Source organism: Mycobacterium sp. 2-64, from assembly GCF_035918375.1.
Lineage (GTDB): Bacteria > Actinomycetota > Actinomycetes > Mycobacteriales > Mycobacteriaceae > Mycobacterium > Mycobacterium intracellulare.
In genome coordinates, this window is record NZ_CP142361.1 from 5,232,836 (window position 1) to 5,259,760 (window position 26,925).

The following is a 26,925-nucleotide window of genomic DNA, read 5'->3' on the forward strand; positions in this document are numbered from 1 at the left end:
TACATGTCAGAAGTGACGGTGCCATTCCGGCCGACCGCCGACCTGGTCGACAGCATCGGCCCCGACGTGCGCAGCTGCGACACCCAATTCCGCCAGCTCGGCGGGCGCGCCGAGTTCGCCGGCCCGATCAGTACCGTGCGCTGCTTTCAGGACAACGCGCTGCTGAAGTCGGTGCTCTCGGAGCCCGGTGACGGCGGGATATTGGTGATCGACGGCGCCGGCTCGCTGCACACCGCGCTGGTGGGCGACGTCATCGCCGAGCTCGCGCGGTCCAACGGCTGGGCCGGGCTCATCATCAACGGCGCGGTGCGGGACTCCGCCGCGTTGCGGGGCATGGACATCGGCATCAAGGCGCTGGGCACCAATCCGCGCAAGAGCACCAAGACCGGCGCCGGCGAACGCGATGTCGAAATCACCCTGGGCGGTGTGACGTTCGTGCCCGGCGAGATCGCCTACAGCGACGACGACGGGATCGTCGTCGTCGCCACAGACTCCTAAACCGCCACCGGCGCAGGCTTTTTCGCGAACTTCAAGCCCTCGTCGTCGACCTTGCCGCGCCGGATCGTGCGCATGTCGAAGAAGTAGTTCTGCTTGAGCCGCCACGGCGCCCGCGATCCCGACTTGGGCAGCAGGTGCATCGACCGCCGGAAGTAGCCGGGAGTGAAGTCCATGAACGGCAACTCGTCCACGTCGTTGCCCGGATGCTGCGGCTCCACGAAGTCAAAACCCTTGGCGTCCATGTAGTTCAGCAGTCGGCAGACGAATTCGGAGACCAGGTCGGCCTTCAGCGTCCAGGACGCGTTGGTGTAGCCGAAGGTGATGGCGAAGTTCGGCACGCCGGAGAACATCAGGCCCTTGTAGGTCATCAGCGAGGTCAGGTCGATGTCCTCGCCGTTGCGGGTCGGCTTCACCCCGCCCAGCAACTGCATGTTCAATCCCGTTGCGGTGATGATGATGTCGGCCGCCAACTCCTCACCCGAGGTGAGCTTGATGCCGGTCTTGGTGAACCGGTCGATCGTGTCGGTGACGACGTCGGCCTTGCCGTGCCGGATGGTCCGGAAGAAGTCGCCGTCCGGCGCCAGGCACAGCCGCTCGTCCCAGACGTTATAGCGCGGCCCGAAGTGCTTCTCGACGTCGTAGCCCTGCGGCAGCCGTCGCTGCGCCATCGTCATCAAGGTCTTGCGCATGTAGGCCGGGGCCTTGCGGGACAGCTGGTACTGGAAAGTGCTGAACGCGATGGCTTTCCAGCGGTTGGCCATGTGCGCGAGGCGCTCGGGCAGCAGCCGGTTGGCCTTCTCGGCGAAGGGGTCGACGCCGGGCAGCGACCCGATGTAGGTCGGCGAGCGCTGCAGCATCGTGACGTGACCGGCACCGGAGTTCACCAGGGCGGGGATCAGGGTGATCGCGGTCGCGCCGGATCCGATGACGACGATCCGCTTGCCCGCGTAGTCCAGGTCCTCCGGCCAGTGCTGCGGATGCACGATGGTGCCCCCGAAGTCGTCGGAGCCTTCGAAGGTGGGCGAGAACCCCTCGTCGTAGTTGTAGTAACCGGTGCAGGCGAATAGGAACGAACAGGTCATCTCGCTGGTGCGGCCGTCGTCCTCGACCGTCAGCGTCCAGCGGTTGTCGACGTCGGACCAGTCGGCGGCCACCACCCGGTGGTTGTAGCGGATGTGCGGCTCGATCCGGTTCTCGACCGCGGCCTCCCTGATGTAGGCCTTGATCGACGCGCCGTCGGCGATCGACTTCGCCGAACGCCAGGGCTTGAACCGGAAGCCGAGGGTGAACATGTCCGAGTCCGATCGGATGCCCGGGTACTTGAAGAGGTCCCAGGTGCCGCCGAGGTCGGCGCGGCGCTCGAGGATGGCGTAGCTCTTGGTCGGGCAGCGTTCCTGCAGGTGCCAGGCCGCGCTCACACCGGAGATGCCGGCGCCCACGATGAGGACGTCAAGGTGCTCAGTCATACGGCCACGCTATCAACACGGTGTTGAATCGGTCAACACCGTGTCGAAAATCTCGACGCCGTGTAAAGTAGCGGCCGTGACTACCGTCGGTTCCGCCCGCACCCACCGGGGCAGGCGCTCGGCGCGCCCGTCCGGCGACGACCGCGAACTGGCCATTTTGACCACCGCCGAACGGTTGCTGCAGGAACGCCCGCTCGCCGACATCTCCGTCGACGACCTCGCCAAGGGGGCCGGGCTGTCCCGGCCGACGTTCTACTTCTATTTCCCGTCCAAGGACGCGGTGCTGTTCACCCTGTTCGAGCGGGTGATCATGGAGGCAGACTCCGCGCTGGAGTCGCTGGTCGCCAGCCCGCCCGCCGACCTGAAAGCGTTGTGGCGCATCGGGATCAACGTGTTTGTCGAGACCTTCGGCACGCATCGCGCGGTGTCGCTGGCCGCCGATGCCGCGCGCACCAACAAAGACGTCGGCGGGCTGTGGTCACGCTTCATGCAGAAATGGGTCGACCACATCACCACCGTGATCGAAGCCGAGCGCGCGCGCGGCGCCGCGCCGGTGACACTGCCGGCGCGCAACCTGTCCGCGGCACTGAACCTGCTCAACGAAAAGGTCATGCTCAGTGCGTTCGCCGGCGGGCGACCGTCGGTGCCCAGCGAGCAACTGCTCGACACGCTGGTGCACATCTGGGTCAGCAGCGTGTACGGCGAGGCCTGCTGAAACGCGTTTGTCGGCGCCCCGTGCGAACATATGTTCGTGCGGTGTGACCCGTCCATTCTGCACGCGGACCTGGACTCCTTCTACGCGTCCGTCGAACAGCGCGATGACCCGGCCCTGCGCGGGCGCCCGGTGATCGTCGGCGGCGGCGTGGTGCTGGCCGCGAGCTACGAGGCCAAGGCCTACGGCGTGCGCACGGCCATGGGCGGGGCGCAGGCGCGGCGGTTGTGCCCGGCCGCCGTGGTGGTGCCGCCGCGGATGAGCGCCTACAGCCGCGCCAGCGACGCCGTCTTCGAGGTGTTCCGTGATTGCACCCCGATCGTGGAAGCGCTGTCGGTCGACGAGGCCTTCCTCGACGTCGGTGGGCTGCGCCGGGTCAGCGGCACGCCGGTGGCGATCGCCGAGCGGTTGCGCGCCGACGTGCGCGAGCGGGTCGGGCTGCCGATCACCGTCGGGATCGCCCGGACCAAGTTCCTTGCCAAGGTCGCCAGCCAGGAGGCCAAGCCCGACGGGCTGCTGCTGGTGCCCCCCGATCAGGAGTTGACGTTTTTGCGGCCGCTGCCGGTGCGCCGGCTGTGGGGCGTGGGCGCGGTGACCGCCGAGAAGCTGCATGCACACGGCATCGTCACCGTGGCCGACGTCGCCGAGCTCAGCGAGTCGGCGCTGGGCTCGATGGTCGGTGGCGCGATGGGTCGTCAGCTCTATGCGCTGTCGCGCAACATCGACCGCCGGCGGGTCACCGCCGGCGTTGGTCGCCGCTCCGTCGGGGCGCAGCGAGCGCTGGGCCGCTCTGGCAATGCCATGTCGCCTAACGAGATCGACGCCGTGGTGGTGAACTTGATCGACCGCATCACCGGCCGCATGCGCGCCGCCGGGCGGACGGGCCGCACGGTGGTGCTGCGGCTGCGCTTCGACGACTTCTCCAGGGCCACGCGCTCGCACACCCTGCCGTGGGCCACGTCGGCCACGGCGCCCATCCTGGCCGCCGCGCGGCGCCTGGTCGCGGGCGCGGCGCGGCTGATCGCGCAGCGCGGCCTGACGCTGGTCGGGTTCGCGGTATCGGGCATCGACCGCAGCGGCGCCCAGCAGCTGATGCTGCCGTTCGGCGAATCGCGCCGGCGCGCTGCCGGCGACGACATCGACGCCGCCATCGACCGGGTGCGCCGGCGCTATGGCAAGTCGGCGCTCACGCCCGCGGTGCTATTGGGGCGCGATCCGGGCTTCGAGATGCCGCACCTGCCCGACTGACGGGTCGTCGGTGTTTTCACTAATTATTCAATTACTCTTTGCCACATGCCTTTTCGATGATTTGAGGTTGATTTGAATCAGCCTCGCGACCCCGCTTGTGCGGCGGCCCGCTTGTTAGGTTGGCGTAAACCCGACCTCGAAAGTGAGCAACTGAATCCGATGCCGCCGCACCAATCCCGCGACACCGGCCTGCCCCGCGAAGGTCTCCTGCTCGGTTACAGCGCGTTACTCGCCTTATCCGCGGGCTTCGTCAATGCCGTGGCGCTGCTGATCTTGGCGGTGCCCGTCGGCAATCTGACCGGGATCACCACCCAGCTGGGCATGCACACGGCCAACCCGTGGCTGTACGAAGGCCACGTGCTCGGCGCAATCTTTCTGGGCTTCCTGATGGGAGCGGCCATAGCCGGGGCGATCCTCGCACCCACCGATGCCCTTGCGGGCCCACGCCACGCCGCCGTGCTGTACCTCGAGGCAGGCTTGCTCGTGCTCGCCGCGGCCGGGGGAGCGGAGACCGTCGTCAGGGCACAGATCAACGCCCTGGGCGTCGAGCAGACCGCGGTGCAGGCGCTGTTCGCCGCCGCGGCGCTCGGCCTGCAAAACGGGATGACATCGAGCTTTCGCGGGATGGCGATCCGCACCACGCACTTCACCGGAACCATCACCGACCTCGGGCTGATCCTCGGCCGCAGCCGGATACACGGCATCAAGAACTGGAAAACGGCGATACTGGCCGCCACCCTGGTGTTATTCCTCGGCGGCGGCGTGGCCGGGATCATGTTCGGGGCTCAGTTGGGGGGTTACGCGCTGCTCATCCCGGCCGCGATCTGCGCGACCGTCGGCGCCGCCAACCTGCTGCAGGGCACCGTCCGCAGCGCCGCACCGGTTCCCGAGCGCGCCGAACGGGTGCGGGTCTGAGCGGCGTCTCAATTCGACCCGGTCCACTCCAGCAGCCGGCCGGCCGGCCAGGTGTTCACGATCCGGTCGGGGGGAACGCCCGCGTCCAGGGCGCGCTGCGCGCCGTAACCGAGGAAGTCCAGCTGGCCCGGGGCGTGGGCGTCGGTGTCGATGCTGAACACGCAACCGATCTCCAGCGCCAGGTTGAGCAGGCGGGTCGGCGGGTCGCGCCGCTCCGGCCGGGAGTTGATCTCCACCGCGGTGCCGGACTCGCGGCACGCCGTGAACACCGCCTCGGCGTCGAACTTGGATTCCGGCCGGATGCCACGGTTGCCGGACACCAGCCGGCCGGTGCAGTGGCCGAGCACGTCGGCGTGCGGGTTTTGGACCGCGCGCAGCATGCGCCGGGTCATCGCGGCGGAATCCATCGACAACTTGGAGTGCACGCTGGCCACCACGACGTCGAGGCGTTCCAGCAGTTCGGGTTCCTGGTCCAGGCTGCCGTCGTCGAGGATGTCGACCTCGATCCCGGTGAGGATGCGCATGGGCGCGAACGTCTCCTGCAGCCGGTCGATCACGTCGAGCTGCTTGCGTAACCGCTCCGGCGACAGGCCGTTGGCGATGGTCAGCCGCGGCGAATGGTCGGTCAGCGCGCAGTATTCGTGGCCCAGCGCCGCCGCCGCGGCCATCATCTCCTCGATCGGAGCGGAGCCGTCCGACCAGTTGGAGTGCAGGTGCAGGTCGCCGCGCAGCGCGGCACGAATGTCACCGCCACCGAGATCTTCTGCGGTGGAACGCAATTCGACCAGCAGGTCGGGTTCTCGGCCGGACCACGCCTGGTCGATGACCTTGGCGGTTTTGGGGCCGATTCCCGGCAGCGACTGCCAGCTGTTGGCCTGGCCGTGGCGTTCGCGCGCCGCGTCGTCGAGGCCCTCGATGATGTCGGCCGCGTTGCGGTAGGCCATCACGCGTCTCGGGTCGTGACGGCTCCGGTCCTTGTAGTAGGCGATCTGCCGCAGGGCCGCTACCGGATCCATTACTCCAGTGTGCCCGCCAGACCTCGGCGAGTTACAGCAGTTGGCCGACCACGAACCCGGCGAGCAGCACGCCGAACCCGCCGATTTCCCCGACGATCAGCGCGGCCATCGCCAATTCGGTGCTGCGGTCGGCGTTTTCGAATTGGTTGACGGTGTCGCGCCGTGCCCCGTGGGTGATGTAGGCGGCGATGGCCGCCACGAAGAAGAAGACGACGACGCCGGCGGCCGTCAGGTTCACCCACACCGGCCAGGCGCTCAGTTGTACGAAAACCGCGAGCAGCAGCGTCGCGAACGAATACAGCAGCGCCGCGCGATGCGCGATGTCGACGTAGGGATGCGCGAGATGATTCTCGGCGGTCATCATCCCGCGGTATTTCCAGATCCCGAGAACGAGCGCGAGCAGGAAGATCAGGCCCGCCGCCAGCAGCGTGAGCTTGGTGTCGATTCCCAGGGAGCAACAAGGGCAAGTCATAGCGCGGTCGAGTTTAGTTGCCCTTCATAAACGCCGACTAACGTCGTTGACATGCGATTCGCCTTCAAGACTTCTCCGCAGAACACCACCTGGGCCCAGATGCTGGCCGTCTGGCAGGCCGCAGACGACATCGACGTCTACGAATCCGGGTGGACCTTCGACCACTTCTACCCGATCTTCTCCGACAGCAGCGGGCCCTGTCTGGAGGGGTGGACGACGCTGACGGCGCTGGCACAGGCCACCACGCGATTGCGGCTGGGCACCCTGGTCACCGGGATCCACTACCGCCACCCCGCGGTGCTGGCCAACATGGCGGCCGCCCTCGACATCATCTCCAACGGGCGCCTCGAGCTGGGGATCGGCGCCGGCTGGAACGAGGAGGAATCCGGCGCCTACGGCATCGAGCTGGGCAGCATCAAGGAACGCTTCGACCGCTTCGAGGAAGCCTGCGAGGTGTTGACCAGCCTTTTGACCACGGACTGCTCCGATTTTCAAGGCAGGTTCTATCAGCTCAAGGGTGCCCGCAACGAGCCCAAGGGGCCGCAGCGTCCGCACCCCCCGATCTGCATCGGCGGCAGCGGCGAGAAGCGCACGCTGCGGATCACCGCCCGCTACGCCCAGCACTGGAACTTCGTCGGCGGCCCGCCCGACGTTTTCGCCCACAAGCGTGACGTCCTCGCCGCACACTGCGCGGACATCGGCCGCGATCCGAAGGAGATCACCCTCTCGGCGCACCTGCGCCTCGAGCCGGACCTCGACTACGGGAAGGTCGTCGCGGACGCCGCCGGACTCGCCGCCGAAGGGCTCGACCTCGGGATCGTCTACCTACCCCCGCCACACGACCCCGCCGTGCTGGAACCGCTCGCCGAGGCGATCCGCGATTCGGGATTACTCGACGGATAGCACCGATTTTCGGGCCCCGCCCCTGGCGCTCAGGCGAAAATCCCGCCCGCCGGCCGCGGAGCAAACCCGCCGGGCGCCCGCAGGCGCGGCGGCAGAGTGGTCACGCGCCGAAGAGCAGTAGATCCTGGGCGGTGACCAACCGCTCGTGCTTGGCGGGGAACTCGCGACTTTTTACCGGGTGACGCAACCATGACCAGGCCATTCGCCCCATCCGCGTCCGGGGTACTGGGTGGATATGCACAAAAACCACTCCTGCAATCGGTCCGTCCATCCGGGAAACAGTGTGACCCCCCTGTGAGCGGGCTCACAGGGGATTATTAGACACCCACCGTCTGGCAAACTGCGGAAGACGCGCCGAACGAACCAGCGCGTGTTTCTGGTGTGACTGGTGTTACTACTGAAGCGGTACCGCGGTGGGCTTGATCGGCGCCGGCAGCGCGGTGGAACCCATCATGAACCGGTCCGCCGCCGCGGCGGCCGCCCGGCCCTCAGCAATCGCCCAAACGATCAATGACTGGCCGCGACCCATGTCCCCGGCTACGAAGACGCCCGGAACCGACGTCTCGAAGTCGGCGCCGCGCGCGACGTTGCCGCGCTCGGTGAGCTTGACTCCGAGCTCGGTGAGCAGGCCCTCCTTCTCGGGCCCGACGAATCCCATCGCCAGCAACACCAGGTCGGCCTCGAGTTCGAAATCGGAGCCGTCGACCTTGACGAACTTGCCGCCCTCCATGGTGACCTCGTGCGCCTTGAGCGCCGTGACGCGACCGTCCCGGCCGACGAACTGCTCGGTGTTGACGGAGAACACCCGCTCGCCGCCCTCTTCGTGCGCCGCGGAGACCCGGTACATCAGCGGGTAGGTCGGCCACGGGGTGGACGGGGCGCGCGTCTCCGGTGGGCGCGGCATGATCTCGAACTGGTGCACCTCGGTGGCGCCCTGCCGGTGCACGGTGCCCAGGCAGTCGGCGCCGGTGTCACCGCCGCCGATGATGATGACCTTCTTGCCTTTGGCGGTGAGCGGCGGTTGCCCGTCGGCGTCCACCTCGCCTTCGCCCAGATCACCCAACGCTTGCCGGTTGCCCCAGGGCAGGAATTCCATCGCCTGATGGATGCCGTCCAATTCCCGGCCGGGAACGGGCAGATCGCGCCAGGCGGTCGCACCGCCGGCCAGCACCACCGCGTCGAAGTCGGAGCGCAGCTGCTCGGCGCTGATGTCGACCCCGACGTTGACGCCCGCCCGGAACTCGGTTCCCTCGGCGCGCATCTGGTCCAACCGGCGGTCGAGCACGCGCTTTTCCATCTTGAATTCCGGGATGCCGTAGCGCAGCAAGCCGCCGATGCGGTCGGCCCGCTCGAAGACGGTGACGCTGTGGCCGGCGCGGGTCAGCTGCTGAGCGGCGGCCAGGCCCGCGGGTCCGGAACCGACCACGGCGACCTTTTTCCCGGTCAGCTTCTCCGGCGGAAGCGGCCGCACCCAGCCCTCGTCGAAGGCCTTGTCGATGATCTCCAGCTCGATCTGCTTGATCGTCACCGGATCCTGGTTGATGCCGAGCACACAGGCCGGCTCACACGGCGCCGGGCACAGCCGGCCGGTGAAGTCCGGGAAGTTGTTGGTGGCGTGCAGCCGTTCGATCGCGGCCTGCCACTGGTCCCTGCGGACCAGGTCATTCCACTCCGGAATCAGGTTGCCCAGCGGACAACCGTTGTGACAGAACGGAATACCGCAGTCCATGCAGCGGGTCGCCTGCTCGCGCAGGGTCTCGTTGTCGAAATCCTCGTAGACCTCGCGCCAGTCGCGCAACCGCAGCGGGACCGGCCGGCGCTTCGGCAATTCCCGGTGCGTGTATTTCAGGAAGCCGCTCGGATCAGCCATGGGCGGCCGCCATGATCGCCTTGTCGACATCGGCGCCGTCGCGTTCCGCATCGGCGATGGCCTGCAGCACCCGCTTGAAGTCGCGCGGCATCACCTTGGCGAAATGCCGGCGCTCCTCCGGCCAGTCACCCAGAATGCGCTGACCCACAGCGGAATCGGTGGCATCAACGTGTGCCTGGATCATGCCGTGCAACCACTCGTCGTCATCCTCATCCAAGCTCTCGAGCTCGACCATCTCCGTGTTGAGATTTCCTGGCAATTCGCCGTGCGGGTCGTAGATGTACGCCACCCCGCCGGACATGCCGGCCGCGAAGTTGCGGCCGGTGCGACCGAGGACGACGACCTTGCCGCCGGTCATGTATTCACACCCGTGGTCCCCGACACCCTCGACGACGGCGTGCGCCCCGGAGTTGCGGACCGCGAACCGCTCGCCGACGACACCGCGCAGGTACGCCTCACCGCTGGTCGCGCCGAACAGGATCACGTTGCCGCCGATGATGTTGTCCTCGGCCACGTAGTCCTGCGGGGCGTCGTCCGACGGCCGAACCACGATCCGGCCACCGGACAGACCCTTGCCGACGTAGTCGTTGGCGTCGCCGTAGACGCGCAGGGTGATGCCGCGCGGCACGAACGCGCCGAAGCTGTTGCCCGCCGAGCCGTCGAAGGTGATGTCGATGGTCCCGTCCGGCAACCCTTGACCGCCATAGGCTTTGGTGACCTCGTGGCCGAGCATGGTGCCCACCGTGCGGTTGACGTTGCTGATCGTGGTCGAGAAACGCACCGGCGTACCGGAATCCAGTGCCTCGCGGCTCATCACGATCAACTGCTGGTCGAGCGCCTTGTCCAGGCCGTGGTCCTGACGCGAGGTGCAGTACAGGTCCTGGTTCATAAACGCCGATTCCGGCTCGTGCAGGACCGGGTCCAGGTCGAGCCGGTGCGCCTTCCAGTGGGCGCGCGCCAACGTGGTGTCGAGCGCCTTGACCTGCCCGATCGCCTCGTTGAGGGTGCGGAATCCCAACTGCGCCATGTATTCGCGGACCTCTTCGGCGATGAACATGAAGAAGTTCTCGACGAACTCGGGCTTGCCGGTGAAACGTTCGCGCAGCACCGGGTTCTGGGTGGCCACCCCGACGGGGCAGGTGTCGAGGTGGCAGACCCGCATCATGATGCAGCCGGACACCACCAGCGGCGCGGTGGCGAAGCCAAATTCCTCGGCGCCGAGCAGCGCCGCGATCATCACGTCGCGACCCGTCTTGAGCTGGCCGTCGACCTGGACCACGATCCGGTCGCGTAACCCGTTGAGCAGCAACGTCTGCTGCGTCTCGGCCAGCCCCAGCTCCCACGGCGCCCCGGCGTGCTTCATCGAGGTCATCGGCGTCGCGCCGGTGCCGCCGTCGTGCCCGGAGATCAGGACCACGTCGGCGTGGGCCTTGGACACGCCCGCCGCCACCGTGCCGACGCCGTTCTCGGAGACCAGCTTGACGTGCACGCGCGCCGCCGGGTTGGCGTTCTTCAGGTCGTGGATCAGCTGTGCCAGGTCCTCGATGGAGTAGATGTCGTGGTGCGGCGGCGGTGAGATCAGGCCGACGCCGGGGGTGGAGTGGCGGACTTCGGCCACCCACGGGTACACCTTGTGCCCCGGAAGCTGGCCTCCCTCACCGGGTTTCGCGCCCTGGGCCATCTTGATCTGGATGTCGGTGCAGTTCGTCAGGTAGTGCGAGGTGACACCGAACCGGCCCGAGGCGACCTGTTTGATCGCGCTGCGCCGCCAGGCCCCGTCGGGGTCGCGGTCGAAGCGCTTGACGTCCTCGCCGCCCTCGCCGCTGTTGGACCGGCCGCCCAGCCGGTTCATCGCGATGGCCAGCGTCTCGTGGGCCTCCGCCGAGATCGAGCCGTAGCTCATCGCCCCGGTGGAGAAGCGTTTGACGATTTCGCTTGCGGGCTCGACCTCTTCGAGCGGGATCGGTTCCCGCACACCGGCGCGGAACTTGAGCAGGCCGCGCAGGGACGCCATGCGCTCGCTCTGGTCGTCGACCAGGCGGGTGTAGTCCTTGAACACCTTGTACTGGCCGGTGCGCGTGGCGTGCTGCAGCTTGAAGACGGTCTCGGGGTTGAACAGGTGGTACTCGCCCTCGCGGCGCCACTGGTATTCCCCGCCCACCTCGAGCTCGCGGTGGGCGCGTTCGCCCGGCCGGTCCAGGTAGGCCAGGGCGTGGCGGGCGGCGACGTCGGCGGCGATGTCGTCCAGGGTGATCCCGCCGATGGGACAGCTCAACCCGGTGAAGTATTCGTTGAGCACATCCTCGGAGATGCCGACCGCCTGGAACAACTGCGCACCGGTGTAGGAGGCGAGCGTCGAAATGCCCATCTTGGACATCACTTTCAGCACACCCTTGCCGGCCGCCTTGATGTAGTTGTTCAGCGCCGTCTTGCGGTCGATGCCCTCGATCACGCCCCGGTCGAGCATGTCCTCGATCGACTCGAACGCCAGGTACGGGTTGATCGCCGCGGCGCCGAAGCTGACCAGCGCCGCCATGTGGTGCACCTCGCGGGCGTCACCGGTCTCCACCACCAGACCCACGTGGGTGCGTGTCCGGTCGCGCACCAGGTGGTGGTGCACCCCCGCCACCGCGAGCAGCGACGGAATGGGCGCCATCCGTTCGTCGGATTCGCGGTCGGACAGGATGATCACCCGCGCGCCGTCGGCGATCGCCGCCGATGCCTGCGCGCGCACGTCCTCGAGGGCGGCGGCCAGCCCGGCGCCACCTTCGGCCACCGGGTAAAGGCAGCGAATCACCTTGGAACGCATGCCATGCGGGCGTCCGTTGACCTCGTCGTCCGGGTTGAGGTTGATCAGCTTCGCCAGCTCCCGGTTGCGCAGGATCGGCTGCGGCAGCGCGATCTGGTGACACGAGAGCTCGGTCGGGGTGAGCAGGTCACGCTCGCCGCCGGTGGTGCCCTGCAGGCTGGTCACCACCTCCTCACGGATGGCGTCCAGCGGCGGGTTGGTCACCTGCGCGAACAGCTGCTGGAAGTAGTCGTAGAGCATCCGGGGCCGCTGGGAGAGCACCGCGACCGGGGTGTCGGTGCCCATCGACCCGATCGGCTCGGCGCCGCTGCGCACCATCGGCGCCACCAACAGGTTGAGTTCCTCGTAGGTGTAGCCAAATGTCTGCTGGCGCTTGACCAGTCGGTCATGCGGCATCCGCTTGTAGTGGCCCTGCGGCAGGTCGTCGAGGGGGACCAGGTTCTTGTCCAGCCACTCCTGGTAGGGGTGCTCGGCGGCCAGCTCCGCTTTGATCTCCTCGTCGGAGACGATGCGGCCCTGCGCGGTGTCCACCAGGAACATGCGGCCGGGCTGCAGCCGCATCCGACGCACCACCTTGGCCGGGTCCAGGTCCAGCACGCCGGCCTCGGACGCCATCACCACCAAACCGTCTTCGGTGACCCAGATCCGCGAGGGGCGCAAGCCATTACGGTCGAGCACCGCGCCGATGATCGTGCCGTCGGTGAAGGTGATCGACGCCGGCCCGTCCCACGGCTCCATCAGCGAGGCGTGGTAGCGGTAGAACGCGCGGCGCGCGGGGTCCATCGACTCGTTGCGCTCCCACGCCTCGGGAATCATCATCAGCACGGCGTGGGCCAGGCTGCGCCCGCCGAGGTGCAGCAGCTCGAGCGCCTCGTCGAAGCGCGCGGTGTCGGACGCGCCGGGCGTGCAGATCGGGAACAACTTCTCGACGTCGGCTTCCGAGCCGAACACGTCGGTCTTGATCAACGCCTCGCGGGCCCGCATCCAGTTCTCGTTGCCGGTGACGGTGTTGATCTCACCGTTGTGGGCGACGCGGCGGAACGGATGCGCCAGCGGCCACGACGGAAAAGTGTTGGTGGAGAACCGCGAGTGCACGATTCCCAGGGCGCTGGTCAACCGATTGTCTTGCAGGTCAAGGTAAAACGCCTTGAGCTGCGGGGTGGTCAGCATGCCCTTGTAGACCAGGGTCTGACCCGAAAGGCTCGGGAAGTAAACGGTTTCGCGGCCGGGGCCGTCTTGGCCCGGGCCCTTGGTGCCCAGTTCGTGCTCGGCGCGCTTGCGCACCACGTAGGCCCGGCGCTCCAGCGTCATACCGGACGCCCCCGCCATGAACACCTGCCGGAAGGTGGGCATCGCGTCGCGCGACAGCGCGCCCAGCGACGAGTCGTCGGTGGGGACGTTGCGCCAGCCCAGCACGGTCAGGCCCTCGGCTTCGGCGATCTTCTCCACCGCGGCGCACGCGGTCGCGGCGTCCTTGGACGATTGCGGCAGGAAGGCGATGCCGGTGGCGTAGCTGCCCGCCGGCGGCAACTCGAAGTCCACGACTTCGCGCAGGAAGGCATCGGGAACCTGAAGCATGATGCCGGCACCGTCGCCGCTGCGCGGCTCGGCGCCCTGGGCACCCCGGTGTTCGAGGTTGAGCAGCGCGGTGATTGCCTTATCGACGATGTCGCGGCTGCGGCGGCCGTGCATATCGACGACCATGGCTACCCCGCACGCGTCGTGCTCGAACGCGGGGTTGTATAACCCGACGCGCTTGGGCGTCATATGCACCTGACCCTTCACCTGAACGTTCTGCGCGGCCGTTACCAGCGGCCCCGATGAGATCGCACCCCGGACGTTGCGGGCGAATATCCCTTCGGTCTTGTCTCGATAGGCTGTGCCCCAGGCGGAGATGATCCTGTTCGGGATGTCCGTGCAGCTCTGAACGGTGGCCTGGAACCGGTCTCGACAAGTCGTAAAACGATATGACAATACCCGCCTGACATGCCAACTTCGTCAAGTCTAAACCGTCGGCGGGCACCCTCGTAAATTTCGCGGTTGCCGCTGATCGGCACTCGTGCGGTGCCGGGGTGCGGGCCGGTGATTTCCACCACGGCCGGCCTTCCACCGCGCGCTCGCGGCCTCGATCGACGGGCCGCGATAAGTTTGCTGCTGGCGCTTTGCGGTCCCGGTGGTAACGGCGCCTACGCCGGGGATCGACGTGCTCAGTGCCGCGATCGCGGCGGCGCGCCGATCCCGCAGCGAACCGGGCCGGGTTTGCGGGTTCCCACGCCGCCCGCGTGAGGAGATACTGGACCGGTATTGGTCACGTCCGGCGTCGCACGCCGGACCGTGGCGCTTATCACGTAACACGGCGCGACGACCGACCGCCCGGCACCTGAGGAGCCCATGAACGAGCGCGACGAATTCCTGCGGGACCGTCTGCAGCCCGCGCAGAAAACTGCGGCGGCCCGCCCGCCTGGCCCCCCTGCGCACGGGCCCCACGCCGCCCCGCGGCCACCGGCCCCGGCCCCGGCCCCCGCCCCGCCCCGGCCGTCCGCTCCGCCGCAGGGCTGGGCACCGGCGCCCCCGTCTCCCGCCGCCGCCCCGTCCTTGCGGCCACCACCCGCCGTGGCGCCGCAGCAACCCGCCCCTGCGCCGCCGCCCTCGCAGGACCTCCCCGACCGCGGTTGGCGACGCGTCCTGCGGATCGCCACCTTCGGCCTGATCACCCTGGGCCCTTCCCCGGCCCAGCGGCAGGAGGCTCAGTTCGAGGCGACCATCCAGACCCGCCTGCACGGCAACTACAAGGTCGGTGTGCTGGGCAAGGGCGGCGTGGGCAAGACCTCGGTGGCCGCCAGTGTCGGCTCGCTGTTCGCCCAACTCCGCCGGCAAGACCACGTCGTGGCGATCGACGCCGACACCGCCTTCGGGCGCCTCAGCAGCCGCATCGATCCGGGATCGACGCGCTCGTTCTGGGAGCTCACCGCCGACAAGAACCTGCGGTCCTTCGACGATGTGGTGGCGCGCCTGGGCCGCAATTCCGCGGGCCTGCACGTGCTCGGCGGCGAACCGGCGTCCGGACCGCGCCGCGTGCTCGATCCCGCGATCTACCGGGAGGCCGCGCTGCGGCTGGATCGCCATTTCACGATCTCGGTCATCGACTGCGGTTCGACGATGGACGCGCCGCTGACCCAGGAGGTGCTGCGCGATCTGGACGCGCTGATCGTGGTGTCCTCGCCCTGGGCCGACGGCGCGTCCGCCGCCGCGCGGACCATGGAATGGCTCGCGGATCAGGGCCTGACGACGCTGCTGCAGCACAGCATCGTGGTGCTCAACGATTCGGACGGCCACGCGGACAAACGCACCCGGGCGTTGCTGGCCCGCGAGTTCACCGATCACGGGCGGCCGGTCATCGAGGTGCCGTTCGACCCGCACCTGCGACCGGGCGGGGTCATCGACGTGGCCCGGGAAATGGCCCCGGCCACGCGGCGCAAGTTCCTCGAGATCACCGCGACCATCGCCGGCTATTTCGCGGCGCGCCCCCACCGCCCGGGCGAGCGCGGGCCGAAAGACCAATAGGCCTAGGCGTTCTCGGCAGCGTTGCCCGCCCGCGCCGACGGGTCGGCGATCGCCTCGATTTTGGTCACGCGCGCGCCGCGGATCGTCAGCACGATAACGGCGAACAATCGACGATCGCTGAAGGCCAGCAACACCGGCGCCCCGACCGGACCGCCGACCAGCGTCACGTCCGGCCACAGGTAGCGCAGCAGGTTGGTCGCCACCGCGTCGGGCCCGTGGTTGACCTGTGGTGGCGGCGCCGGGTCGGCGAGAATCGTGCCCACACCCCAGACCGTCGGATCCAGGACGGCGGCCAGCGCGGCGAGATCGCCGTTGGCGCACGCGGTGATGAACTTCTCCGTGACGAGCTGATGCTCGGCCACGGCCACGTCATTCATATTCGGTTGCGCGGCAACGAATTTGGCCCGCGCCCGACGCGCCAGCTGGCGGCAGGTGCCGACGGGACGGCCCACGGTTTCCGCGATCGAGTCGAAGGGAACGCCGAACACGTCGTGCAGCACGAAGCTCACCCGCTCACCGGGGCTGAGCCTCCGCAGGACCTCCAACAGCGCGCTGCGGACCTCGTCGTCGAGGGTGATCCGGTCGGCCGGGTCGGACCGGCGTGGTGCCGGCCGCTCCTCGACGTCGCCGGGGCGTTCGTAACGGGCGCGCGCGGAGCGCACCTGGTCGAGGCAGAGCCGGCTCGCGACTACGGTCAGCCAGCCCCGGACATCCTCGATGTCGCCGACCTCGGCGCGTGAGAGCCGCAGGAATGCCTCCTGCGCAACGTCTTCCGCGTCGCCGATGTCGCCCAGCATCTGGTAGGCCAGGTTGACCAGATACGGGCGGTGACGGCGCCAGGCCTCGGCGACCTGGTCGCCCGTTGACTGCGACTGGTTCATGACTCTTCGACGATCCGCCGCCCCGAAAAGTTACAGGTTCTGTCGTGTAACTTTCCCACCTTTTGCCCCGTCCTTGCAGCAGTGCACAAATCCACGAAAGGAACCGTCCCATGACAATCGTCGTCACCGGTGCGACCGGTAACGTCGGGCGCCCGCTCGTCGCGGACCTGCTTGCCGCAGGCGCGCGCGTGCGCGCGATCACCCGACAGCCGGGGCCGGCCGGATTTCCCCCCGAGGTCGAGGTGTTCGCTTCGGCCACCGAGGCGCTGCCGGGCGCGTCGGCGGTCTTCCTGAACTCCCGCGCGCTGCGCGGGCAACTCGAAGAAGTGGTGGCCGAATGCGGGCGCGCCGGCGTCGGGAAACTGGTCGCCCTGTCGGCGATCAACGCCGACGACGACTTGTCCCGCCAGCCGTCCCGATTTCGCGGCGACCGCAACAAGGAGGTCGAACGGCTCGCCGTCGACTCCGGGCTGGCCTGGGTGAGCCTGCGGCCCAGCGTGTTCGCGTCGAACTTCGCCGGCATGTGGTCCGCGCAGCTCCGCGCCGGCGACGTGGTCGCGGGGCCGTACGCCGCGGCGTCGACGGCGCCGATCGTCGAGACGGACATCGCGGCGGTAGGGGCGCGCGCGTTGCTCACCGACGAGCTTGCCGGACAGCGCATTCCGTTGACGGGCCCACAGGCTTTCACCAACTCGGAGCTGGTGCAGGTCATCGGCGCCGTGCTGGGCCGGCCGCTCCAATACCTGGAGGTTCCCACAGACGCTGTGCGGCAACGCTTCCTGGGCTTGGGATTCAGCGCCGGATTCGCCGACGCCTACATCGCCATGCTCGCCGAATCGCTCGACAAGCCCGCGCTGGTCACCCACGACGTCGAGAAGATCCTCGGCCGCCCGGCACTTCCGTTCGGCCACTGGGTCGCCGAGCACCGCGACGTCTTCACCAACGAGAACCACGGAGCCTGACATGACCGAACCGCGTCCCCCGCGCTACCTCAAGCCCATGAACAAGTTCATGATGGCGGTGCAACGACTGGGCATCCCGACCGGGCCGGCCATGGTGCTCACCGTGCCCGGGCGCAAGACGGGTCAACCGCGCAGCACGCCGATGACGCCGTTCGACTTCCAGGGCGGCCTCTATGTGGTGGCCGGCTATCCCGGGGCCGACTGGGCGGCAAACGCCCGGGCGGCGGGCACCGGCACGTTGCGCCGCGGCCGTCGCTCACGCCGGGTCCGGATCGTCGAACTGTCCGCCGGCGAGGCCCGGCCGGTGCTGCGGGAGTTCCCCGCCAAAGTGCCGGTCGGCGTGGCGTTCGCGAAACGTTCCGGGATGGTGCGCGACGGGACCGCGGACGAATTCGAAGCCCTGGCGGGCCGACTCGCCGTCTTCCGCTTCGAACCGGCGTGACGCGCCGGGTCACCAGACGATGGCGGCCATGTCGCGGTTGTCCGAACACACGCTGCGCACCGCCGCCTCGATATCGTCGGCGGAGATGATCTGCAGGTCCTCGACCGTCACCGGTTGGCCCGCCCGCTTTTGCGCGACCACCCGGGTGTCGCGGAAGCCCTCGGCACGTTCGACGACATTGCGGGCGAACCGGCCGTTCTGCATGGCGTCGATGCCGTGGCGCCCACCGGGAGTGGTGTAGTTGCGGATGGTCGTGGCCGCGTCCAGGAACTTCTCGCGCGCGGCGTCGTCGAGCAGGCTGGCGCGCGGCGTCGCATAACGGTGCGCGATCTCGACGATCTCCGCCGGTGAGTAGGACTCGAAGCGCAGCTTGCGGTTGAACCGGCCGGCCAAACCCGGGTTCACGGTGAGGAATTGGTCCACCTGGTCTTCGTAGCCCGCGCCGATGAAACAAAAATCGAAGCGGTGCGTTTCCAGCGCGACGAGGAGCTGGTTGACGGCCTCCATGCCGATCATGTCGGGCGTGCCGTCCTGGTGGCGCTCGATCAGGGAGTAGAACTCGTCCATGAAAATGATTCGGCCGAGCGACTTTTCGATCAGTTCGTTGGTCTTGGGTCCCGACTCCCCGATGAAGTGACCGCAGAAATCCGAACGGCGCACCTCCCGGATCTCGGGGTGGCGCACGATCCCCATGCCCGCGTAGATCTTGCCCAGCGCCTCGGCGGTGGTCGTCTTACCGGTACCCGGCGGACCGACCAGCAGCATGTGGTTGGTCTGCCCTTCCACCGGCAGGCCGTGCTCGAGACGCATCATCCGCACCTCGAGCTGGTCTTCCAGCGCCGCGACGGCCTGCTTGACGGCGGCCAGCCCCACCTGCTTGGCCAGCAGCTTGCGCCCCTCGGCCAGCAGCTCGGCCCGCCGGTCGGCGGTGGCGTCGTCGTCGAGTTCGTCGCGGCTCTTGGCCGTCGAGGCGTCCCAACGGTCGGTGCGGCTGTCGATGGTCTCTTCGTCCGTGACCACCAGGTGCAGGTTCGGGTCGGCCAGCGCTTCTTTGGCCGCCGCGGTCAGGACCCCGTTGATGGTGGCCTTGGACAGCCAGATCTGGGCCTTGTCCTCCTCACGCAGCTGGCGGTGCACCATCCCGCGCACGTACGCCAGATCCGCCACGAGCAGCGGAATGTCGGCCGGGCCGATCGACGCGGTCAGCACGTCGGCGTCGAAGCGCGACGACGACTGGGTGTGCCCGATCACGTCCACGCGGTCCAGCCAGTCGAGGGCGACCCGGCCCTGCCCGAGGTGGGCGGCGGCGTGCGCGGCCAGCGCGCAGATCGACGCCGTCACCGCCGACATCACGATCGCCTGCGGGGGCAACTCCTCGGCGGCCGCGAGCAGGACGTCGGGCCAGCGTTGTGTCCGGTACATCAGGAAGGTGCGGGCCAGCTGGTGCCACTGGTAGTTGGTCCAGGAGTCCAGCAGGTCGCGGTTGGCCAGCAGCCGGTCGGCCTCGGCGTACTCCCCGGCGATCGTCAACGCGGACGAGAGCGCCAGCCCGACCTGCGATGCGTCGGTGACGGTGATGCCGATGTAGGGGCCCAGCTGAATCTCCGCGGCCAGCGTCTGCCCGATCCGCGTGGTCTCCCGGTGCAGCCATTCGCTGGTGGCATAGAGACGCCGCAACGAGTCCAGGTCGCTGTCGCCGCAGGCGATGCGCCCCAGCCACGCATCGGCCATCGACGCGTCGGCGTCGGTCGCGGCGACGAACTCCGGCAGGGCCGCCGCCCGACCCTGGCGGCCCATGATCCCCATGGCCCGGTCGAAATGCCTTCGGGCCGTTTGTAAATCACCCATCACATCCCCCATCGCGAGCGCCGCGACCGTGGTCATCGGGGTTGCGGGTAGCCGCCCTTGGCCGGAGCGAGCTGCCGCCGCGTGCGCTCATCAAACTATGCCTCAAACTCGCGTTGCCGAACTTCTACGTGCCGACCGACATGGTGACCGGATCCAGGCTGACGTAGCGGTGCTCGGCGCGGAACATGTCCATCTCGGCAAGCCAATTCTTCCCCGCGGCACTGACATTCACCACCGAGGGCCCTACTTGCTCGATGATCACCTCGAACCCGTGGCGCTGCCCCTCGGAGAGCCTGACGCCCGCGGGCGCGATGGTGATCACCGTCGCCGGCCGGGGGGTGGGCGAAATCGCGGCGTCCCGAATGTCGGTGCCCCCGCCGTCGGAAGCACCGTTGCCGTCCCTGCCCCGCCGCGCGGCGTATTCCACCACACTGACGGTGGTGCGCGGTGCCGGGCGCGAGCCGTTGACGACGCTGATCTCCGGCATCCGCACGCTGACCCAGCGCGCCATGTCACGGGTGTGCACGCAGACTCGTTCCCCGGCGCCCGCGGTGCGGATCACGATCCGCTTGGCGATCGGGTCATCGGCGGCGACGAATACGCGCGACAGTTCACCGGCGTCGGTGACCGGCACCAGCAGCCGGTCGCCGTTGCTGAGTTTCCCGATCAGCACGCCCGAGGGCCCGATCTCGGTGACCAGCTCGGCGGGCAGCGGGCTGCGCCGGATTCCGCGCAGGTGCGGCCGGGGTCCGCACATGTTGGCCGACGCCGCCGCGGCCTGCTCGCCGTTGAGCCGGCGCAGGATCACGCTGGGCGGGGTGGGCGCGGGTGTCGGCGTGCGCACCGTGATGGTCGCGGTGCACTGCCCGTCGGGATACACCGTGATGTTCTGGATGACCTCGTCGGCGCGCAGCGTCCACGCCTGCGACAGGTGGCGCGACGTGATCGCCTCGGGCGGATACGCATAGGTGGTCAGCCAGCCCGCTTCCCCGCGGATGGCTTTCCATCGCTGCGCCGGTCCCGACACCGCGTCCCAGCCGAGCCGGCGATCGAGCTCGATCAAATCGGTGGCGTTGGCCACCTTGGCCCGCAGGCCTTCACAGCGCAGCAGGCCCGCGATGCGCTGCGCAACCGAAATCGCCGCCGCGCCAACGGTCGTGCGCCACACCAACGCGTGCGCGTTGTCGAGCACCGCCAGCCGCATGATCAGCCACGTCTCGCGCCGGCCCGCGTACGGCGGGGTGCCGATCTCGGAGTCGTACACCCGCGGATAGTCGCCGACGGTGCCGTGCCGGGAACCGATGCTGACGACGCTGATCGAGTCGAGCTGCAGGCCGAGGGCCTGGCGCAGCATCGGCACCAGTTCGACGACGTCGAGCACGTTTTCGGTCTCGACGGTCACCGACCCGGTCACCATGGTGGCCCGATGCGCTCTGCCCAGCAGCTGCACCGCGACCACGGCGACGCCGTCCTGCACGCGCACGCCGCCACCGGATCGGTTGTTGGCCACGGTGATTGGGGCCGACCAGTCGATCGGGCGCCGACCGCGCCGCCACAGCACGGCCCACGACCACGCCGGCTGGCCCCACCAGCGCACGAACACCAGCGCGATGCCCACCACCACGGCGACCGCGGCGCCGATGTAGCCGGCCAGCAGCCAACTCGCGAGCGCGAGCACGAACACCACCCACACCCCGACGACCCGGCGATTGCTGCCGCGGCTGAACCCGGTGAGGTTGGGCCTCATCGCGCCCTCCGCAACCGCGCGGCGATCGCGAACACGAGCACGCCGGCGGCCACCACCCCCAGAAATCCGATGGCGATGTTGCGCGCCCGGTGGTCCGGCGGTGGGGGCGGCGCCGCCGGGGTGATGACCCGGCTCTGCGCGCCCGGCGGCATCCGGTCACCCGGCGGGATGTTGAAGGTCAACGCGGCGACCGGGTCCACCAGCCCGTAGCCGACCTTGTTGTCGACCCCGGCGGGCGGATTGTGGGCCGACTGCACGATCCGGTTGATCACCTGGTGCGCGGACAGGTCGGGGTACTTCGCGCGCACCAGCGCCGCGACCCCGCTGACGTAGGCCGCCGAGAAGCTGGTTCCCCAGAACGGCATGTTCTTCTCGCCCGGCCTCGACGGCGGGTAGGCGTTGACCGGCCCGCCGCCCTGGGGCGAGAGACCCATGATGTGCGTCCCCGGGGCGGCGACGCCGACCCACGGCCCCGACATGCTCTTGTCCAGGGCGGCGCCACTGGCATCGACGGCGCCCACCGACAGGACGTAATCGGAGAACCACGACGGCGCCGAGACGACCTTGACCTGATGCCAGTCCCGCGGATCCGACGGGTCCAGCGGGTCGTACATCGGGTTGTTGTTGCAACCGGCTTCCCCGTCGTTGCCGGCCGCCGCCACGATCACCGCGTCCTTCGCTGTGGCCGCGTACCACAGCGCCGCGCCCAGGGCCCGTTGATCGGCCGGGGCCGCCGCGGGCAGGCACGCAGTGACCGAGATGTTGATCACCTTCGCACCCATGTTGGCGGCGTGAACCACCGCGCGCGCAACCGAATTCAGCGTGCCGGCCTTGACCTTCTCGTCGGAGTTGGGATCCCCCGGCGGCGGGTTGACCGGTTCGAAGGCCCGCGAGGACTGCCGGATCGAGATGATCGTCGCGTGCGGGGCCACACCCACCACCCCGTCGGGTGCCCCCGGGGGAAGCGGCGGCACCGCGGGTTCTTCCTCGGTCTGCGGATCGGGTGGCCCGTTCGATGCGGCGGTGGCGCCGCCGCCCTCCGGCGGCGGGGGCGGCGGTGGCGGCGGCGGAAGAACCTGGGTGATCGTCACCGGCGGCGGCGGGGGCGGCGGCGCCATCGGGGGCGGCACCTCAACCGGTGGCGGAGGCGCCCCGGCGACCGGTGGCGGCCCGGCCGGCGGCGGGAACGCGGGAGTGGCCGGCATGGGCCGCGGCATCGGCAAAATCCCTTGCGGCGCAGCGCCGATGATCGAGCTGACAATGGTGCCATGGGCGTCGCAGTCCATCAGGCCGTCCTCGCCCATGATGTAGTCGCCACCGGGTACCACCGGCAGCCGCGGGTTCGGCGTCACCCCGGTGTCGATCACCGCGACGGGCACCCCGTTGCCGGTGCTGTATTGCCACGCCTTGGCGATGTTGAGCAGGTTGAACCCCGGAGCCAGCTGCGCCACGTCGGGGTTTCGCACGACGATCGGCGACGAACAGCTGTTGGCCCGGCGCATCGGCTGTTCGGGCCGCGGCGGTCCGTCGGGAGGCACCATCCCCGGATCCACCGAGGGCGGTGTGATCGCTTGGGCGGCAGGGATATTGGCGGATAACGCGACCAGGGTCAGGGCGGCGGTCAGCGCCGCAACGGTTCTCAGTGGCGAATCCACGTGAAGAGCCCTCCCAGGGCCGCCGCCGCCGGCAGCAGAACGATGAATGCGAGCACTTCCACCCATTCCACGGTCAGCCGGATGAACGGTCTGAACCGCATGGCCGGAACCAAAAGCGCTGCGGCCAAACCCAATCCGGCGAACGTCGCCACCGCCACCACCGGCCACAGCAATCCCGCCATGGCGTCGTGGGCCCCGGCGACGGCGTATTTGACCACCCCCGCGCACACCGCGGCCGACGCCCCGCACACCAGCGCGACGGCCTGGTATTTGGCGGCGAATCCGCGGCCCTGGGTGATGAAGATCCCCACCACCAGGCCGGCGACCACCAGCGCCAACCACGCCCACGGGCGGCCCGGCGTCAACACCCCCCAGACCGCGGCGGGCAGCACGATCGAGACCCCGACGCACAGTCCCACCTGGACCGCGTTGACCAAGCGCGCCGAGGCGGCGATCGCGGCGCCGCGCGCGGTGATGTCGGTGAGTTCGTTGTCCTCGTCCTCGGATTCGTCCTCGCTGACCGGGGACACGGTGTCGACCGGCATCCCCTCGCGCCGCGCGAACAGGTCCCGTCCGGTGATCGACCCGAAGTGCGGCGGCCTGACCCGGGCCACCCACAACGCGATCAGCGGGGTCATCCGGACGAGGACCAGCAATCCGACCAACACGCACACCGCCAATACCTGCGCCGAGGCGGGGCGGAACATCCGGACGGCGGCAACGACGGCCAGGACGCCGCACACCGTCACCACGGCGGTGACCACCGCGGTCTGCCACCGGTTGCGTGCCGTCACCCCGATGGCGACGGCACCCAGGATCACCACCACGGCGCCGATCAGCCCGTGCGCCGCGCCCAGCACACCCGGCGGCGCGCAGGCGCCGGCGGTGGCCAGCGAGACCACCGCGAGCCAGGCGAACCCGCTGAACAGATCGCGCCGCTCCCGCCATCCGCTTCGCACCACCAGGGTCGCGATGACCAACAGGACGCCGACCCCGCCCGCCACCGCCGCCGGGATCGGGCCGTCGGTGAAGGTCCGTGCCCGCAGCGTCAGGGCCACCACCACCGAGACCGCCATCGCGATGACCGCGACCGCCGTGTGCGCGGCCGTCAGCGGCGTCACCGGCGCGAACATCCGATCCCCGCCGTCGCGGCCCAGCCACTTGCCCATCGCGGCCAGGCCCGTCGACAGGGACTCGTACTGCGGTTCGAACGACTCCCCGTCGACCCTGGGCACCAGCACCAGGGTGTCGCCGTCCTGGACGCCGAGCTCGTCGAGGCTCTTATTGATATCGAGCCGGACCCCATTGATCTTGTGGAGTTCGTAGCTGCCGGCCGGCAACGAAATGCCGTCAAAACCTTTGCGCTTCAGGTCCGCGTCGAACAGCTCGACCATTCCCTCGAAGAATCCCTCCATCGGAATTCCGGCGGGGAAGACTTGGGAACACAGATGCTTCTCGTAAGAAATGTTGACCGCACAACGCGCCGGAAAAGCGACCTTATGCGGCGAGGTCACGGTACCGCCCGCTCAGCGTCTGGAATGTATTTGTCGGCCAGCCCCGCGGTGATTTCAAAGAGGCGCAACCGCGTCTTTTTCTTCAACTCGTGAACCGTATCGATGATGCCGCCTTTGGCAAGATGCGGATCAAACGGCAGCGCCTCGACGGTCGCGCCGACCTTGGTGAACCGCTCGGTCAGGTACGCCAGCGCGTCCTTGTCGGTGATCTGGTCGGTGTGGTTCACGATCACGGTGCTGCGCGAGACCAACTCGTGGTAGCCCTGCGACCGCAGGTAATCCACCGCCCGCAGCACCGGACGCGAGCGGTCCGCGGTGATCCCCGAAACGAACACGAGGGTGTCGGTGTTCTCCAATACCGGCTTCATCACTTCGTGTTCGAGATCGGGGGAGGTGTCGACGATCATCACCGTGTGGGTGCGCCGCAGCCGCGACAGCACCCCGGAGAACATCGCCGGCACCAGCGGCCTGGGTTGGTCCGAGGTCCGGTTGCCGGCCAGCACGTCGAGCCCGATTGCGTTCTGCCCCAGATGTTCTCGGATATCAGCGTAGCCCTGGACATCGGTGTCGTTGATGATCGCGGTGTAGTCGCCCGGCGGGGAGTCGTCGATGCGGTCGGCCAGGGTGCCGAATCCGGGGACGGCGTCGATCGCAATCACGTTCTGCGGGCGGCATTCCCGGAACACGCCACCGAGGCAGGCCGTGAGCGTCGTGACCCCGACGCCACCCTTGCCGGAGACCACGGTGATCACATACTGCCGTCGAATATGCCGGCGGATGCGGTTTTGTAAGTCACGGTAGTGCCGTTCTCGGGGCGATTCACCGAGATTTATTTGTCGAAATGAGATGGCGTAAATGAATTTACGCCATCCTGACCCCGGTGGAATCTTTCGTGGTGCGGCCAGATCGGTAATTCGCATCGTGTCGGATACCGAATCCGGGAAGTTGCTGCCCCCTGACGGATCCCCCCGTCTGAGCGCTCCTTCGTCCGACATATTCGGGTCATTCCAAGGGCTCGTCACGACGAGATGCTAACACGGTTCGCGATACCGCGTTTACCCGTTGAGAAACCACCCATCAAGCGCGACACGCGTTGTTATTACAAGACTTTGGTTAACTAAGTTACTTCGGCATCCGATAACACCGTCACACCACCCGCCGATACGAGTGCCACTCGTCGCCGGCGGGCAGCCGGCGGATGAGCCGTTGCACCGCTCCGCCGATGTCGCTGCGCGAGCCGGGCGAAATAATCTGGTACCGGCGCTGCCCCGAGATGACGCTTTCGATGCACACGCGGCCCCCGGGGGTGTCGACGATCGACACCGTCGCATCGCCGACGGCCACGCGCGCCAGTTCGTCGGGCCCGACGCCCGCCTGCAGCGCGACGATGTTCGCGTGCGCCGAGCGCGCGGGATCGGCGGCGGTGAGAACCACCTGCAGCTGGTCGGCGTCGAGGCGCTGTTCGAGCAGGAATGCGCGCAGGCTGGCGGTGTCGCGCACCGAGTTCAGCAATTGCTCGGTGTCCAGGGTGATCGGCCGCAGCGGCGCCGCCTCGGCCACGCCGCACAGCCGCTCGATCTGACCCACCACGAGCTCGCTGGCCGAGGATTCGTTGCTGGCCGTGCCGGCCGGGTACAGACGCACCATCTCACCGTGCCGCTCCAAGACCACCCACCAGGTGGCGAAGCGGTTGATCGACGCGCGCGTGGGCTCGCGACCCGGCACGCCCATCATCACGACCAGACCCAGGTCGCGCCGCAGCAGGACGGTGAGCCATTCACGGATCATCGGGTCGACGTTGCCGGCCTCATCGAGTGCGCCGGCGGCTATCAGGTCGGCGGCCGCGGGGTGGCCCAGCGCGCGTTCGGGGGTGTCCAGCCGCGGCAGCATCGGCCGCAACCCCAGCTCAGGGCACGTTTGCTCGACACCGGTGATCGCCTGCAACACCCATAGGCCATCGACCGTCGTCGTCAGCATGTCGCCCCGCCCCTAATCAGCGACTCCCTCGAATCGGCGTAGCAGAGACCGAAGGTGGGGCACATACGCTCGGCGCATCTGCCCCACCTTCGCTGGTCCCGGTGGTCGAGCGGGCTCAGAACAGGCCGGCGATGTGCTGGTCGGTGCTGAGCGCGCTGTCGAGCACGTGCGAGGTCGTCTGGCCGTGCTGGCGGATGGTGTCGATGAGGCCCTGCAACCCCGACAGCATCTGCGCCTGCGCCTCGAAGAAGCCCGACGCGCCGTGGCCGGCGAAGAATTCCTGCAGCGCGTGCGTCCGGTTGGAGGTGTCGTCGAAAATGGACTGCAACTGGCCGGCGCGGGAGGCGACGTCGGTGGCGAAGTCGGCTACGGCACCCGGGTTGTAAGTGATCGGGTCGGACATGGTGAATTTCCTTTCAAAAGACC

At 68.5% G+C, this 26,925-nt stretch carries 21 protein-coding genes; 8 read left to right on the top strand and 13 right to left on the bottom strand.

The genetic code is table 11. The features are described 5' to 3' along the window. Positions 1-12: 12 nt before the first annotated feature. Positions 13-498 (top strand): ribonuclease E activity regulator RraA, encoded by a 486-nt coding sequence (gene rraA, locus QGN31_RS24595; protein WP_014383627.1) that lies wholly within the window; start codon positions 13-15, stop codon positions 496-498. On the opposite strand, the gene QGN31_RS24600 is transcribed toward rraA, so the two are convergent. Then, positions 495-1,964, bottom strand: coding sequence for a flavin-containing monooxygenase (locus QGN31_RS24600; RefSeq protein WP_008262936.1), 1,470 nt, complete (start codon positions 1,962-1,964; stop codon positions 495-497). The two genes, rraA and QGN31_RS24600, sit on opposite strands and share 4 nt — an antisense overlap. Positions 1,965-2,040: 76 nt before the next feature. On the opposite strand from QGN31_RS24600, the gene QGN31_RS24605 reads away from it, so the two are divergent. From QGN31_RS24605 to QGN31_RS24615, 3 genes are all read left to right on the top strand, one after another. Further along, the gene (locus QGN31_RS24605; protein ID WP_008262935.1) at positions 2,041-2,679 is read left to right on the top strand and encodes a TetR/AcrR family transcriptional regulator; all 639 of its coding nucleotides are present in this window, start codon (positions 2,041-2,043) and stop codon (positions 2,677-2,679) included. Positions 2,680-2,709: 30 nt separating this feature from the next. Next, complete coding sequence (gene dinB / locus QGN31_RS24610) at positions 2,710-3,924, top strand: DNA polymerase IV (RefSeq protein ID WP_008262934.1); 1,215 nt, start codon at positions 2,710-2,712, stop codon at positions 3,922-3,924. Positions 3,925-4,083: 159 nt separating this feature from the next. Further along, positions 4,084-4,839, top strand: coding sequence for a YoaK family protein (locus QGN31_RS24615; RefSeq protein WP_008262924.1), 756 nt, complete (start codon positions 4,084-4,086; stop codon positions 4,837-4,839). A gap of 8 nt (positions 4,840-4,847) precedes the next feature. On the opposite strand, the gene QGN31_RS24620 is transcribed toward QGN31_RS24615, so the two are convergent. Both QGN31_RS24620 and QGN31_RS24625 read right to left on the bottom strand, forming a co-directional pair. Continuing rightward, complete coding sequence (locus QGN31_RS24620; protein ID WP_008262918.1) at positions 4,848-5,855, bottom strand: PHP domain-containing protein; 1,008 nt, start codon at positions 5,853-5,855, stop codon at positions 4,848-4,850. 31 nt (positions 5,856-5,886) lie between these two features. Beyond that, on the bottom strand, positions 5,887-6,327 hold the full coding sequence (locus tag QGN31_RS24625) for a hypothetical protein (RefSeq protein WP_014941126.1): 441 nt from the start codon (positions 6,325-6,327) through the stop codon (positions 5,887-5,889). Between the two features lie 51 nt (positions 6,328-6,378). Between QGN31_RS24625 and QGN31_RS24630 the strand changes: the two genes are divergently transcribed. Continuing rightward, positions 6,379-7,230, top strand: coding sequence for an LLM class F420-dependent oxidoreductase (locus QGN31_RS24630; protein ID WP_014383623.1), 852 nt, complete (start codon positions 6,379-6,381; stop codon positions 7,228-7,230). A 394-nt stretch (positions 7,231-7,624) separates the two neighbouring features. Here QGN31_RS24630 and QGN31_RS24635 read toward each other — a convergent pair whose 3' ends face one another. Next, positions 7,625-9,100, bottom strand: a complete 1,476-nt coding sequence (locus QGN31_RS24635) for a glutamate synthase subunit beta (protein WP_008262914.1) — start codon at positions 9,098-9,100, stop codon at positions 7,625-7,627. Then, positions 9,093-13,676 carry a glutamate synthase large subunit gene (gene gltB / locus QGN31_RS24640; RefSeq protein ID WP_008262912.1) on the bottom strand — a complete coding sequence of 1,528 codons (4,584 nt, stop codon included), beginning with the start codon at positions 13,674-13,676 and terminating at the stop codon, positions 9,093-9,095. The genes QGN31_RS24635 and gltB overlap by 8 nt, the downstream gene beginning before the upstream one ends. 624 nt (positions 13,677-14,300) lie before the next feature. Between gltB and QGN31_RS24645 the strand changes: the two genes are divergently transcribed. Beyond that, a complete protein-coding gene (locus QGN31_RS24645; RefSeq protein ID WP_231504820.1) occupies positions 14,301-15,473 on the top strand; it encodes a MinD/ParA family ATP-binding protein in 1,173 nt (390 codons plus the stop codon). Positions 15,474-15,475: 2 nt separating this feature from the next. Here the strand turns inward: QGN31_RS24645 and sigI are convergent, their stop codons facing one another. After that, the gene (sigI, locus tag QGN31_RS24650) at positions 15,476-16,354 is read right to left on the bottom strand and encodes an RNA polymerase sigma factor SigI (protein WP_014941125.1); all 879 of its coding nucleotides are present in this window, start codon (positions 16,352-16,354) and stop codon (positions 15,476-15,478) included. A 110-nt stretch (positions 16,355-16,464) separates the two neighbouring features. Here sigI and QGN31_RS24655 point away from each other — a divergent pair, with 110 nt between their 5' ends. Further along, positions 16,465-17,316 (top strand): NAD(P)H-binding protein, encoded by an 852-nt coding sequence (locus QGN31_RS24655; protein ID WP_008262901.1) that lies wholly within the window; start codon positions 16,465-16,467, stop codon positions 17,314-17,316. A 1-nt stretch (position 17,317) separates the two neighbouring features. Then, positions 17,318-17,758: a nitroreductase family deazaflavin-dependent oxidoreductase gene (locus tag QGN31_RS24660; RefSeq protein WP_008262900.1), complete on the top strand. Its 441-nt coding sequence runs from the start codon at positions 17,318-17,320 to the stop codon at positions 17,756-17,758. A 9-nt stretch (positions 17,759-17,767) separates the two neighbouring features. Here the strand turns inward: QGN31_RS24660 and eccA2 are convergent, their stop codons facing one another. The 7 genes from eccA2 to QGN31_RS24695 all read right to left on the bottom strand — a co-directional run bounded on the left by eccA2 (position 17,768) and on the right by QGN31_RS24695 (position 26,902). Next, positions 17,768-19,618, bottom strand: a complete 1,851-nt coding sequence (eccA2, locus tag QGN31_RS24665) for a type VII secretion system ESX-2 AAA family ATPase EccA2 (protein WP_170320649.1) — start codon at positions 19,616-19,618, stop codon at positions 17,768-17,770. A 112-nt stretch (positions 19,619-19,730) separates the two neighbouring features. Then, positions 19,731-21,353: a type VII secretion protein EccE gene (gene eccE / locus QGN31_RS24670; protein ID WP_014941124.1), complete on the bottom strand. Its 1,623-nt coding sequence runs from the start codon at positions 21,351-21,353 to the stop codon at positions 19,731-19,733. After that, entirely contained in the window at positions 21,350-23,008 is a 1,659-nt protein-coding gene (gene mycP2, locus QGN31_RS24675) for a type VII secretion system ESX-2 serine protease mycosin MycP2 (protein ID WP_014381603.1), read from the bottom strand. Before mycP2 ends, eccE begins: the two co-directional genes overlap by 4 nt. Beyond that, positions 22,993-24,522 (bottom strand): type VII secretion integral membrane protein EccD, encoded by a 1,530-nt coding sequence (eccD, locus tag QGN31_RS24680; protein WP_008262892.1) that lies wholly within the window; start codon positions 24,520-24,522, stop codon positions 22,993-22,995. Before eccD ends, mycP2 begins: the two co-directional genes overlap by 16 nt. After that, positions 24,519-25,544 carry a MinD/ParA family ATP-binding protein gene (locus QGN31_RS24685; RefSeq protein WP_008262890.1) on the bottom strand — a complete coding sequence of 342 codons (1,026 nt, stop codon included), beginning with the start codon at positions 25,542-25,544 and terminating at the stop codon, positions 24,519-24,521. Before QGN31_RS24685 ends, eccD begins: the two co-directional genes overlap by 4 nt. 124 nt (positions 25,545-25,668) lie before the next feature. Beyond that, positions 25,669-26,499: an ESX secretion-associated protein EspG gene (locus QGN31_RS24690; protein ID WP_014941122.1), complete on the bottom strand. Its 831-nt coding sequence runs from the start codon at positions 26,497-26,499 to the stop codon at positions 25,669-25,671. Between the two features lie 115 nt (positions 26,500-26,614). Continuing rightward, positions 26,615-26,902, bottom strand: a complete 288-nt coding sequence (locus QGN31_RS24695) for a WXG100 family type VII secretion target (RefSeq protein WP_008262888.1) — start codon at positions 26,900-26,902, stop codon at positions 26,615-26,617. Positions 26,903-26,925 lie beyond the last annotated feature (23 nt).

Coding starts and splice junctions, on each gene's coding strand:
- QGN31_RS24630 (WP_014383623.1), top strand. CDS start 6,379: ATGCGATTCGCCTTCAAGACTTCTCCGCAGAACACCACCTGGGCCCAG.
- QGN31_RS24660 (WP_008262900.1), top strand. CDS start 17,318: ATGACCGAACCGCGTCCCCCGCGCTACCTCAAGCCCATGAACAAGTTC.
- gltB (WP_008262912.1), bottom strand. CDS start 13,676: ATGACGCCCAAGCGCGTCGGGTTATACAACCCCGCGTTCGAGCACGAC.
- QGN31_RS24635 (WP_008262914.1), bottom strand. CDS start 9,100: ATGGCTGATCCGAGCGGCTTCCTGAAATACACGCACCGGGAATTGCCG.
- QGN31_RS24625 (WP_014941126.1), bottom strand. CDS start 6,327: ATGACTTGCCCTTGTTGCTCCCTGGGAATCGACACCAAGCTCACGCTG.
- QGN31_RS24620 (WP_008262918.1), bottom strand. CDS start 5,855: ATGGATCCGGTAGCGGCCCTGCGGCAGATCGCCTACTACAAGGACCGG.
- eccA2 (WP_170320649.1), bottom strand. CDS start 19,618: ATGGGGGATGTGATGGGTGATTTACAAACGGCCCGAAGGCATTTCGAC.
- QGN31_RS24600 (WP_008262936.1), bottom strand. CDS start 1,964: ATGACTGAGCACCTTGACGTCCTCATCGTGGGCGCCGGCATCTCCGGT.
- QGN31_RS24690 (WP_014941122.1), bottom strand. CDS start 26,499: ATGCTGACGACGACGGTCGATGGCCTATGGGTGTTGCAGGCGATCACC.
- QGN31_RS24645 (WP_231504820.1), top strand. CDS start 14,301: ATGAACGAGCGCGACGAATTCCTGCGGGACCGTCTGCAGCCCGCGCAG.
- eccE (WP_014941124.1), bottom strand. CDS start 21,353: ATGAGGCCCAACCTCACCGGGTTCAGCCGCGGCAGCAATCGCCGGGTC.
- QGN31_RS24695 (WP_008262888.1), bottom strand. CDS start 26,902: ATGTCCGACCCGATCACTTACAACCCGGGTGCCGTAGCCGACTTCGCC.
- QGN31_RS24655 (WP_008262901.1), top strand. CDS start 16,465: ATGACAATCGTCGTCACCGGTGCGACCGGTAACGTCGGGCGCCCGCTC.
- sigI (WP_014941125.1), bottom strand. CDS start 16,354: ATGAACCAGTCGCAGTCAACGGGCGACCAGGTCGCCGAGGCCTGGCGC.
- QGN31_RS24615 (WP_008262924.1), top strand. CDS start 4,084: ATGCCGCCGCACCAATCCCGCGACACCGGCCTGCCCCGCGAAGGTCTC.
- dinB (WP_008262934.1), top strand. CDS start 2,710: ATGTTCGTGCGGTGTGACCCGTCCATTCTGCACGCGGACCTGGACTCC.